This window comes from Bermanella marisrubri (assembly GCF_012295615.1).
In the GTDB taxonomy this organism is placed as follows: Bacteria; Pseudomonadota; Gammaproteobacteria; order Pseudomonadales; family Oceanobacteraceae; genus Bermanella; species Bermanella marisrubri.
Map to the genome: position 1 here is coordinate 2407460 of NZ_CP051183.1, position 12155 is coordinate 2419614.

At 42.5% G+C, this 12155-nt stretch carries 12 protein-coding genes; 4 read left to right on the forward strand and 8 right to left on the reverse strand.

The window, feature by feature from the left end; genetic code table 11:
* Positions 1-42 precede the first annotated feature (42 nt).
* The 3 genes from HF888_RS11175 to HF888_RS11185 all read left to right on the forward strand — a co-directional run bounded on the left by HF888_RS11175 (position 43) and on the right by HF888_RS11185 (position 4624).
* Entirely contained in the window at positions 43-1095 is a 1053-nt protein-coding gene (locus tag HF888_RS11175; RefSeq protein WP_007017403.1) for an adenosine deaminase, read from the forward strand.
* Between the two features lie 153 nt (positions 1096-1248).
* On the forward strand, positions 1249-3339 hold the full coding sequence (locus HF888_RS11180) for a TonB-dependent receptor (protein ID WP_007017404.1): 2091 nt from the start codon (positions 1249-1251) through the stop codon (positions 3337-3339).
* A 10-nt stretch (positions 3340-3349) separates the two neighbouring features.
* Positions 3350-4624, forward strand: coding sequence for a DUF4374 domain-containing protein (locus HF888_RS11185; protein ID WP_007017405.1), 1275 nt, complete (start codon positions 3350-3352; stop codon positions 4622-4624).
* A gap of 407 nt (positions 4625-5031) precedes the next feature.
* On the opposite strand, the gene HF888_RS11190 is transcribed toward HF888_RS11185, so the two are convergent.
* Positions 5032-6174, reverse strand: a complete 1143-nt coding sequence (locus tag HF888_RS11190; protein ID WP_007017406.1) for a PepSY-associated TM helix domain-containing protein — start codon at positions 6172-6174, stop codon at positions 5032-5034.
* Positions 6175-6379: 205 nt separating this feature from the next.
* Between HF888_RS11190 and HF888_RS11195 the strand changes: the two genes are divergently transcribed.
* Positions 6380-7945, forward strand: coding sequence for a sodium:solute symporter family protein (locus HF888_RS11195; RefSeq protein ID WP_007017407.1), 1566 nt, complete (start codon positions 6380-6382; stop codon positions 7943-7945).
* A 143-nt stretch (positions 7946-8088) separates the two neighbouring features.
* Here HF888_RS11195 and HF888_RS11200 read toward each other — a convergent pair whose 3' ends face one another.
* From HF888_RS11200 to HF888_RS11230, 7 genes are all read right to left on the reverse strand, one after another.
* Positions 8089-8448, reverse strand: coding sequence for a DUF6164 family protein (locus HF888_RS11200; protein WP_007017408.1), 360 nt, complete (start codon positions 8446-8448; stop codon positions 8089-8091).
* On the reverse strand, positions 8448-8810 hold the full coding sequence (locus HF888_RS11205) for a hypothetical protein (RefSeq protein WP_007017409.1): 363 nt from the start codon (positions 8808-8810) through the stop codon (positions 8448-8450). Before HF888_RS11205 ends, HF888_RS11200 begins: the two co-directional genes overlap by 1 nt.
* Complete coding sequence (locus tag HF888_RS11210) at positions 8811-9257, reverse strand: YcgN family cysteine cluster protein (protein WP_007017410.1); 447 nt, start codon at positions 9255-9257, stop codon at positions 8811-8813.
* 448 nt (positions 9258-9705) lie between these two features.
* Complete coding sequence (locus tag HF888_RS11215; protein ID WP_007017412.1) at positions 9706-10005, reverse strand: YcgL domain-containing protein; 300 nt, start codon at positions 10003-10005, stop codon at positions 9706-9708.
* Positions 10006-10015: 10 nt separating this feature from the next.
* Positions 10016-11164 (reverse strand): ribonuclease D, encoded by a 1149-nt coding sequence (gene rnd, locus HF888_RS11220; protein ID WP_007017413.1) that lies wholly within the window; start codon positions 11162-11164, stop codon positions 10016-10018.
* Positions 11165-11215: 51 nt separating this feature from the next.
* Complete coding sequence (gene recR / locus HF888_RS11225; RefSeq protein WP_007017414.1) at positions 11216-11815, reverse strand: recombination mediator RecR; 600 nt, start codon at positions 11813-11815, stop codon at positions 11216-11218.
* Positions 11816-11824: 9 nt separating this feature from the next.
* Positions 11825-12151: a YbaB/EbfC family nucleoid-associated protein gene (locus HF888_RS11230; RefSeq protein WP_007017415.1), complete on the reverse strand. Its 327-nt coding sequence runs from the start codon at positions 12149-12151 to the stop codon at positions 11825-11827.
* Between the last annotated feature and the right edge of the window lie 4 nt (positions 12152-12155).

Sequence of the window (12155 nt, forward strand, 5' to 3'; positions counted from 1 at the left end):
CTATACTTCCTGATCAGATAGTCAATTTCCTAGGTTACCATTATGTCACTTTCACCGCTCTCTTCCCCATCTAACCCAGAAAAAGTAGCAGATGAAGCCTTTTTAAGGGGCCTACCCAAAACTGAATTGCATCTTCATTTAGAAGGTTCACTTGAGCCTGAACTGATGTTTGAGTTAGCAAAACGCAATCAGGTTACGCTACCCTATGATACCGTTGAGGACGTAAAGTCAGCCTACAACTTTACAAATCTGCAAAGCTTCTTAGATATCTATTACAAATGCGCTGATGTATTGCGCACCGAGCAAGACTTCTTTGACCTAACCTATGCCTATTTAAAGCAATGCTCCATAGAAGGCGTAGTCCATGTGGAACCCTTCTTTGACCCACAAACCCATACCGATCGCGGGATCGATATTGGCATTGTATTCAATGGCATTACCAAAGCCCTAGAGCAAGGCAGAGAGGAGTTCGGTATTAGCTATGGTTTGATTCTATGCTTCTTACGTCACCTGAGTGAGGAAGCGGCCTTCGATACATTAGAGCAAGCGAAACCTTATCTTGATCATATTATCGGTGTGGGACTAGATAGTTCTGAGCTGGGTCACCCACCAGAAAAATTTGAACGTGTTTTTAAAGCCGCTCGCGATTTAGGTTTAAGAGCTGTTGCCCATGCTGGTGAAGAAGGCCCAACCAGTTATATTGAGAATGCACTGGAACGTTTAAAAATCGAGCGCATTGATCACGGCGTGCAATGCACACAAAGTGAGCAACTCATGCAAGAGATTGCCGACAAGCAAATTCCATTAACCGTATGTCCGCAAAGTAACATACGCTTAAAAGTGTACGAGAAGATGGAACAACACCCTATTCTTGAATTATTAGAGAAAGGCCTTAAGGTCATGGTCAATTCTGACGACCCTGCGTTTTTTGGCGGCTATGTTTTGCAAAACTACCTTTCATTAGCACAAGCTTTGAATATGACGCGCGAACAAGCCGCACAATTGGCTTACAACAGCATCAGCAGTAGCTTTTGCGGCGAGGAACGTATGAGAACTATGATTGAAGAGCTAAATGGCTATTTAGCAACTGCGTAAGTCCAGTAAGTTCTATCAACAACAGGGGGATACTCTCCCCTGTTGTCCCTCCCCCTAATTAAACAAACACTTCCAAATCCTACACAACGTCAACGTTGCATATCTTTATGATAAACATTATCATTTGCATTACGTTCACTAATACTATTACTTATGCTGACTAAATACCATCTTACCCTACTCACAACAGGCTTATTTACGGCTATTTCATGGGCTTCACCAGAAACAGAACTTGAAAGCGTCACGGTAAAAGGTACAGCCGGAGCGTTCGGTAGCCAGAATAAAAATTTCACGATGGAAGAAATTGATACGGGTGAGTTTTTTAATCAGGCCAAAGATCTAAGCCAAGTTCTGAACGGCCTTTCTGGGATCACTATTCGCTCTTCAGGGGGGCTTGGGCAGGAATACGAGCTCAGCATGAACGGATTAAGTGGAGAACAAGTTCGCTTTTATATTGATGGCGTGCCGATGGAAAATTATGGCCCGTCTATGGGTATCAATAACTTTCCAGTAAATCTTATTGAACGAATTGATGTATACCGTGGAGTCGTTCCAATATCTCTTGCCGGAGATGCACTTGGCGGCGCGATTAACTTTGTAACTCGCAAAGCACAGAGCGACTTTACTGATATCGCGTATACAATTGGTTCGTTCAATACTCACAGACTATCTCTAAGTTCACAATTCGTATCGGCCCGTGATCACTACCTCATAACCTCCGCATATTTAAATTACTCAGATAACGATTATGAGGTGGATAATATTCCCGTTACTGACAGCCTAGACAACAAAATCGGTGAGGCGAGCTTCAAACGCTTTAATGACACTTACCATTCTCAAATGCTCAACATGAAACTAGGAAGTTACGGGCTTAATTGGGCGGATGATGCAAATATCGGTATATCTCTCTCAGAGAATTATGATGAGGTACAAAACCCTAGCAGTACGATGAATCGTGCATTTGGAAAGCTACACTCACGCAGTCAAACCTATTTACTATCTTCACACATTGAGAGAAACCTAGGACAACATGATGTTAGATGGGATGGCCAAATTGGCACTTCCAAAGACACTATCTATGATACTTTTTCACGCAAATATGACTGGGATGGGTCATTCGAGGACTCCAGCCAAGGTAGAGCAGAGTTCTATGAAGTACCCTCCATCCTAGAGATTAAGGATAAAATATACTCAAGTACTGCTTTTTACCAATATACACTGTCCGATGATATCTCGCTTTCAACTAGTTTAAGCACCTATGGACTTGAGCGAAGTGGAAACGATAATTTAAATCCTAATAATCGGTTCTTCTCAACTCCTAATTCTACAGTCAAAAATATCTTGGCTTTTAATATCAGTACCGATATCAAAAACTCGATTACATGGGACACTTTTGCCAAGGTGTACCACTTTGCCGCTGATACAACAACTAGTGAAAATAACGAACAAATAAATACTAGTAGTGATTTTACAAACTATGGCTTCGGGAGTGCTTTGAAATGGCCTTTTTCTCAAAACTCATATGGAACAGTATCCATTGAAAAAGCTTATCGCTTACCAACACCTGATGAGGTTTTGGGTGATGGTCAATTTATAAGAGCAAACCCGGACTTAAAACCAGAAACAAGTAATAATATTAACCTCGGAATTGCCAGTACACTTGAAACAAAAAACTGGTTTAGTTCTGCTGGCATAAATTTATTTTATCGAGACGCCTCTGATTTCATTCAATACGAAGCAGATAGAATTATCACTGGCATCAATGTTAATAAAAGTGAAGTAGAAATAAATGGGTTTGAAGCTAACTTAGAGGCTAGTTATTCAACACTTTTCAAACTTGCGTTTACAACAACTTACCAAGATATTCGTGACGTTGCCCGAGAGACTATTTTGGGCGGACAAAACCAAAACTACAATGGCCGATTGCCAAACAAACCTTACCTATTCTCTAGACTTCAGATTTCAACAGAGCAAGTACTTTATAACAATGTTCTATCTGTAAGCTGGAATACCCAATTTGTTGAAAAATTCTATTTGACCCCTGAATCATCTGGAAACTCAGAGACCAAAAGAGTCATACCACAACAGCTTTTTCATGACTTAGACATATCCTATGCGCTGGCCTATGGAAAATACAATGTAGGATTATCGGTAAGCAATATAACCGATGAAAAACTCTACGATAACTTCAGCATTCAAAAGCCGGGTAGAGCCTTCTACCTCAAACTTCGCTACACTTATTAGGAGTAACAAAATGAAAAAATCTTTATTGGCACTAACGATCGCCGCAACCGTTGGCTTGACCGCCTGTGGTAGTGATGATTCATCAAACGCTGCCGTAGACGGAGGTGTTACCTTAGCATTTAAGCAATCTGGAGACACTGAAACAGAATTCTTGTTGACGTCTAACTCACTTGAAAGCGGCAGTATCACTAACCAAGGTGCAGGTAACGAGCAGCTAGGTTGGAATTTTTACTATCGCGTGGGCGATACACTTTTCGTAACCGGTTATGAGAATTATGAAGCCAACGCCTATGTCATGAATGATGAGGGCCAGTTGGAAGTACTTAACACATTCTTTTATGACCGTCCCCTTCAGCAGTTCGGCAATGTTAACGATACAACTCTACTAGCAACCGATCCTTCCTATAGTGAACATGGTCCTCTCATCATGTATACAATTAGCGCTGAAACTGGTCGTATTACCAGTAAAGTTGACTATACAATTCATGATCTCGACACTGGAACTGCTGGCGAAGGTACAGTCGCTTGGCCAACCGCTTTGGTTGTGCGTGATGACAAACTGTTTATTCCTTTCCAAAAATTTGATGACGGCGGCAATTTCACTACCCCAGACGTGAATAAAGCATATGTAGCCGTCTATAACTATCCATTAACGACTGAAAATAACGAACCCCTCAAAATCATTGAAGACGATCGCACCAGTAATATCGGTGTAAATGGAGACACGAACGGTCTGATACAAACAGATAGCGGTGACCTATATTCCTATTCAAATGGTGCAGTATCTGGTGGCTTTGCTCCCGCTTCAACCAAACCATCAGGAATTCTAAGAATCAACAATGGTGAAGATGAATTCGATAGCTCATACTTCTTCAATATCGAAGAAGAAACAGAAGGCGGCAAGATGTTTTGGATGGAACCGATTGGCGGTGAAAAAGCAATTGCCCGAATTTTTATTCCAACTGAAGCAACAGAGACACTACCAGGCGGTGCTTGGTCAGCTTTCTACAAGTCATTCCACCAACATAAGCTTGTGATTCTTGATCTTGCGAATAAAACCGTAACGGATGTTGAAGGTGTTCCGATGCATCAGAAACGCTATACATCTCCACTTGAAATAAAAGATGGCAAAGTTCTAGTAAGTATTGAAACAAACGAAGGTACGCCTGAAGCTCCAGACCTTCAAACTCATGTATACTCTGTAGACTTAGATACAGCGACGGCAGTTAAAGGTGCTAAAGTCGAGGGTGCAAAAACAGTAAAAGGATTCTTTGACTTAAACTAATACGAGTTACAATCATTTTGCACCTAAGCCTCATTTGATCCTCAAATGGGGCTTTTTTTTGTATCAATCTGGCTAATTAATTTAAGTATTTTTTGTTGTCTCTATCAACGCCCCTACTTCCGTAAAGTATCAATTTCAGATAAGCATAAGCACAAATAATTGATAAAACGGCTAGAACTAACGGATTGAAAAAATAAACCTATTTCAGTCTCAAATTATTCTGTGTTTATTTAAACTGGTTCTGAGTCCGGACTTACCTACAGCGAAGCCCCTTGTCACCCCAAAAATAACAGAACACGAGACGTGAGTTTATTATAGGACAGAGCACTTTATCGATACAAAAAAGCCCATGTAGTAATAAACTCCATGGGCTTTGTCGATTGCTCTATGTACTAATTAGTGAGGATTTAGGCTTCTTTTTGTTTAGACTCAACAATTAAACTATCTTGTTTCAGAGTCTGATTTTTGAGCTTCTTACGTTGACGAATAGCACGTCTTTTCCACCAAATATAGAGCCCGCTGAAGGTTAGAATAAGTGGAGCTAAACCAGCCAATAACCAAATAACTCTTGATGTCGTTCCTGCAAACGTACCAAAATGAAGCTTTCTAAAACTATCTACGATTACATGCCATAGAGGAGCATTACGAATATCATAAGAGGAAAGATACTCGCCGGTCATTCGATCATAAGTGACCACATTTGCATACTGGCTCGTTAAAAAAGAGTCACCGGGAACGTCGCCATAGAGAGATAATTCATCACCTGGTTCATGAGGGAAAGAAATATAGGTTGCTTCAAAACCTGACACATGACTGGATGCTTCAGCAAGCAATTTATCTATAGATAAATCCCTTCCATACATCTTTTCTGACATAACAAAATGATCATCCTCTAGGTGATGCTCTAAATCATGAAGTAAGTGACTCACATTCCAGTATGCTCCAGTAAAGCCAAGCACTAGCAGAATTGGGCTAAACCATGCGCCAAATAATTTATGTAAGTCACTGTAATACAAAATCCTTTTGGCGCCGGTTCGAAGCTTAAATAGATTTTTCCAGAATCGTTTATGCAGTATTAGTCCCGATATACCTAAGAAGACAAGTACTACAGAGAAAATACTTGCTATAATCAAGCCTGTCTCATGAAGAAGGAAGGATGCATGAAATTCCACCATCCAATCAGTGAGATTATCGGTTGATTGAGCTGGTTGTGATAAGACATCTCCAGTATACCCATTTACATATATGTGGTACCAATCACTAGTCCCTCTAGGCATGATGTACACAACATCGCTTCGTTCAGAGTCTTGGAATAAAACCCACCCTACTACTTCATGATCTTGAAATTTCTCGCCGATCGTATCGAGCAAAACGTCTTGCGATAAACGCTGTTGGTTTTCAATGACTGGTACACTCACTACTTCATCGCGAATAAGAGTGTCGATTTCATATTTAAAGACAATAAAGCTACCTGTTAGACACAGCAGCAAAATTGGTAGAAAGGCTATTAACCCGGCGTAGCTATGCCACTTAAACAGTTTTTTCTTCATTACAATCTCTCTGGGCGCAATTGGCATTATCCAATTGCCATATGCTAATTATAATAATTCTCATAATCAATATTATTTAATGGCAAGTTTCTAAAAAAGCCTTAAATTTGCTAATATCCCGCGTCCTTCAGATTTCGGCCCCGTGCGGATAGCTGACTGAATACAAACAATAAGAATTGAAAACAACAAATCTAACGAGGCAAGCGTGAATCTAGGCGGCTTAGACTTAGTAGCCCTTATCGGCTATTTATTAGTGATTACTGGCGTTGGCGTGTATTTTTCACGTAAAAATACCAATACAGAGGAGTATTTCGTTGGCGGACGCAGTTTTAGCGGCTGGGTTATTGGGCTATCGCTGGTGGGCACCTCTATCAGCTCGATTACCTTCCTTGCCTACCCCGGAGACGCGTTCAAGACAAGCTGGTTGCGATTTGTTCCAAACCTTATGCTACCACTAGCTGTTCTCTTTGCTGCATACTATTTTTTGCCGTTCTTCCGTCGCCGCAATACCACCACTGCTTATGAATATTTAGAAGATCGCTTTGGGCCCAGTGTTCGAGTGTATGGCGCCATTGCGTTCATCATTGCGCAAATTGTGCGCATCAGCATGATTCTGTTCTTACTCTCTTTGCTCATCCAAGAGCTCACCGGTTTAAGTGCCACCTGGGCCATAGTCGTGGGAGGACTGATTGTCGCTACCTATACGATTATTGGTGGCATAGATGCGGTTATCTGGACTGACGTAATGCAAACCATCGTATTGTTGTTAGGTGGTATTTTGTGTCTTTGGGTCATCGTCGATGCCCTACCAGGAGGGCTAGGACAAGTCTTCAGCGTGGCAAATGATTTCGATAAATTGAGCTTTAGTGTCCTCAATGATGGTTTGCTCGAGAATGTCGGCTGGGATATTCAGTTTGATGAGAAAACCGTATCCATGATGCTTTTCATCGGCTTGATTGCATGGCTTACAGAATACAGTTCTAACCAAAACACCGTTCAGCGCTACTGCGCCTCTAAATCGACAAAAGAAGCGCGCCGAGCCATGTTAATCGCCGTGGCTAGCTCGCTACCAATTTGGGCGTTTTACATGTTTTTAGGTACCGCCTTATTTGTCTTCTTCCAGCAATTCCCTGCAGAACCTGCCTCAATGATGCTTAATGGCGAAAAAGCAGCAGAAGGCATCCTACCTTACTTCATCAGTAATCATTTACCTGCGGGGGTTGCTGGCTTAGTTATCGCTTCTGCGTTGGCTGCTGCTATGTCTTCACTGGATAGCTCGATCAATGCTATCTCAACAGTTTCCATCGTAGACATTTATCGTCGCCATTTAAAACCCGAGCAAAATGACCGCCACTACCTAAAAGCGGCTTGGTTGATTGCTACCATTACATCAGTGCTAATGATTCTGGGAGCTATCTATTTAGCCCATGCCGACAATACAACGCTGCAAGATACCGCAACCATATTGACCAGTATTCTAGGTGGCGGCCTATTGGGCTTATATCTCATTGGATTCTTCACCAAAAAAGGCGATGCCCGTGCTATTTGGGTGGGCCTGGTTAGCACCATGATTTTTACGAGCTGGACAATACTGAGTAAAAACCAATTATTACCAGAAAGCCTACAGGTTCCATTCGACTTGTATTACACAGGTTTTGTCGGAAACGTAGTGATGTTTATCGTGACCTACTTCGTAGCCGCCAAAGTATTCCCAAGCGATCGCGACTTAAGCGGGCTAACGGTTTACGATTTACCCAAAGAAAACAGTTAAGGTAATTATTAATGAATCCCCGATCAAAGCGCTTCGCGCGTCGGGGATGACGCTTTACTGATTACAGAACAGTTGTTTCAAATATAAGGTGCAGCGGTGTATTCATGCCGCGTTTTTTTTATGGGTGTTGTTTACGCTGATCCTTACAGAGAAAGAAACGGCATGATGGTTAGCCCCAGAATAAAGCCGATGATCAGAATATATAGAATAAACATGAAGGGTTGCTGACTGAAGGTACTCCACCAAGTTCGCTGAGTACCTGATTCAATAGCCGCCTGATAATCAGCTTGAGCTTGGCGCTGACGCTGTTCCATATATTCAGACAGTAATTGTTGTGCTTGAGGTAAATCATCATCGCGATTTAACCAGATAGCGGCTACACCTATTCCCCAGAAACCTACATTCGTCTCGTAAAAGGGAATATCATTGTCGTTTAATAGCTGACATACCTCTAGGTATTCATCTTCAGGAACGTTACGCAGTTTCAGTAAGAGTTGCGCCATTACTCACTGGCCTTTTCTTGCTTTTTCTTTGGCAATGAACGCTTAAAATAAGCATGAATAGCTAACGCCGTGGCACCTAGGAATAGCGCCAGCAATAGCGGTAATAGCCCTTGCAGTGATTCTTGGAAACCATAGGTTAATAGCTCGGCCACAAAGACCATAAACGCAGGAGCAATAGCTTGGATACCATCCATCTCGTGACTTGCGGGCGTAAACAAAATAACCGCTGTAAACATACGCAAATAATCGCGGACATCCGTGTTTTCCCAGTACTTGCTGACTTTTAAAACACACCAATAAAACCCGACACATGCTGCCAGATAAACAATCCAAGCATATAAATATGTTTCGTAATAGGCCATTTATTCAATCCAAATTATATGATCTTCCCACTCTTCTTCAGGGATTTTATCATCAGGAATCCCTTTTTTGCGCATGGAGTGATTATATTTGTGAATGGTTTGACGACTGCCACTGCGTAAATGATGCCATTTAGGCAATGGTTTGCCTTCATGCACTAAGCGATAAGCGCAGGTAGAAGGCAACCAATGAAACTCTTCTACATCATCAGGGGTCAGCCAAACACAATGGGGGACTAACTCTTGACGACGCTTGTATTCAGTACAGTTACAATTTTCACGATCCAAATAGCGACACACCATTTCGGTATAAAACACTTCGCCGGTATCTTCATCTTCTAATTTATGAAGACAACACTTAGCGCAACCATCGCAAAGACTCTCCCATTCATCCTTGCTCATTTCTTTTAGGGTTTTTGTTTCCCAAAAAGGTTTTTCTTTTTTCGTCATAACATTCACAACAAGGACAATGAACAATTTAATACTTTCTAATTCAAACTAGAAGCGTCGTCGAAGCCGCTAAGGCTAGGAAATAACACTTCATACAATAGAGCCGTCAGTGAAGCAGTGAGAGCAAGGCGGAAATGCATTCTTTTAGAGGGAGTTGGCTTTAGCCAATGACCGATAAAAAATGCATTTCCAACACAGCCATCACAATACCAACTAAACAGCTAGAAGCGTCATCGAAGCCGCTAAGGCTAGGCAAAAACTTGGTAAGCGGAAGGCGTTTATGCATTATAAATAACGCCCGCGTCCAAGTTTTACCACGTCATACGATAGAGCCGTTAGTGAAGCAGTGAGAGCAAGGCGGAAATGCATTCTTTTAGAGGGAGTTGGCTTTAGCCAATGACCGATAAAAAATGCATTTCCAACACAGCTATCACAATGATACTAGGCTCTAAAGGATGTCTGTATATTTAGCTGACGTATCTTTATACAAATCCAACATATAATCATCACGATGGGGCGGCATTTGCAGGTAATACCCTTTTGTTTGCACCTCGTCCATCACATCTTTGACGTCTACACGACCTAGCTTCTTTTCTTCGGTTAGCAAAATGGCCATGACTTCTTTTGGCTTACCGAATAGCTTTAGTAATTCTTCTGGTACACGCTCTAGCCCTTTTAAACGCTCTGTATAGAGATACATTTCTTCTTTCTTGGGGCTTGACCATACGGTGCACAATAATTTTGTCATTGGTATTTCTCTAGTTCACTAATGCTTTTAGTTTTTCCACTAAGGGTGTGGCGATCACCTCTTCACGCCATCCTTGCAGTGAACGGGGAATTTCTATGGGTCCATTGGGATAGGCTTTACGCAGCATTCCCTCTAAGGACTTTTTGCGCGCTACCATTTCTGGCGGTACATCCAATTCTTTTGCCTTTTTCTGCACAAGATCGCGCATGTCTTTGAACCACTCTCCGGCCACCTGATTGAATGGCCTTGGTAAACGTTCGGGCCACTGACTGGATTCGGATTCTTTGCAGCGCTGAATAATATCGACTATTTGCTCACCGTCTTTGCGCACTGTTGGCTGGCGAATACCCTTTATGGAAGATAGCTGTTTTGTTGACGTTGGCAACCGCATGGCCAAATCCACTAGCAATGAATCATTAAGGATATGTCCACGAGGTTTATTAACGGTACGACAACGGCGTTCACGCCAAGCCAGCAATTTCTCTAGTGTGAATAATTGCTTGGGTTTGAGCATCCACGCTTTTTTAATGCGCTCGATGCCATAGCCTTGTTCTTGTCCGATAAGCCAATCTTCGACCATTCTTTCACAGTCTTCTAACAACCAAGTCCAACGGCCTTGCGTTACTAGCTGGGTTTCTAATCGTTTGGTGATTTCCAAGAGATGCTCAACATCATCTGCGGCATAATGAATTTGCTCATCCGTTAGAGGTCTTTGTAGCCAGTCGCTCCGTGTTGCGCCTTTTTCGAGATCAATATCGAGCAATTGTTTTACCAGTTTTTGATAACCCATAATGCCATCTATACTGGCCATTGCGGCAGCCCATTGAGTATCGATAATGGGGCTGGGTACAACTCCTAAATTTGAATAGAAAGCGTCAAAATCTTCACTTGGGCTATGCAGGACTTTAACCACATTTTGATTACTAAGCACCTCAATCAGTGGTCCCCACACCTCTTCTCTTGGCTCTCCTCGATGAGCGCGATTAATTCTCACGGGATCCACAAGATAGGTCTCGGATCCATCGTTAATTTGAATCAGCGCAAGCTTTGGATAAAAGGTATCCACACGCATAAACTCGCTATCTAACGCTATGCGATTGCAGGTATTCCAATGCTCACAAGCGCTGGCTAAGTCTATGTGGGTATCGATATATTTCATGAAACACTTTTTATTGGGTGTTGGGGCGAATACGCTTTCTTAGAGGTATCACTAGTCAAAGGCTTTGCGACCCGCTAATGCGTGGGCCAATGTGCCGCCATCGACATATTCAAGCTCTCCGCCTAGCGGGACACCATGAGCAATACGAGTGATGAGTACGTTACTGCCTTGCAGCATTTGCTGAATGTATTGAGAAGTAGCCTGACCCTCAACCGTGGGATTCGTAGCAAGAATAACTTCTTTGACGCCGTTTTCTACTACTTGCTGCTTAAGTTGATCAAGCCCGAGCTTTTCAGGACCGATGCCATCAATCGGTGAAAGACGACCGAATAATACGAAGTAACGCCCCTTAAAGCCTGTTTGCTCAATCGCAAGCACCTCAGCCGGTGTTTCTACTACGCACAGTTGCTCATCGGTACGTTTCGCATCATCGCAAATAGGACAATACTCTTTTTCGGTTAGGTTACGACATTTTTTACAATGGCCCACCTCATCCAGCGCCTTGCTTAACATACCCACAAGACGATGGGCACCACTCTGGTCTTTTTCTAACAGGTGCAATGCTAGACGCTGGGCTGACTTGGGCCCAACGCCAGGAAGAATGGTCAATGCTTCAACCAATTCGTTAATGAGGGGACTAAGTGATGCCATAAAGTTCGCTTAGAATGGAAGCTTCATACCAGGTGGTAAGCCCATGCCTTGAGTCATTGAACTCATTTTCTCTTGGCTGGTTTCTTCAATCTTACGCACAGCATCGTTCACAGCAGCTGCAAGAAGATCTTCGATGATCTCTTTATCTTCTTCCATCAAACTATCGTCAAGGTTGACGCTTTTCACGTCGTGGCGGCCAGTCATAACAACTTTTACCAAACCACCACCAGACTCACCAGTGGTTTCTGCATTAGCCAATTCTTCTTGGGCTTTTTGCATTTTTTCCTGCATTTTTTGGGCTTGCTTCATAATGTTGCCCATGCCGCCTTTCATCATGACG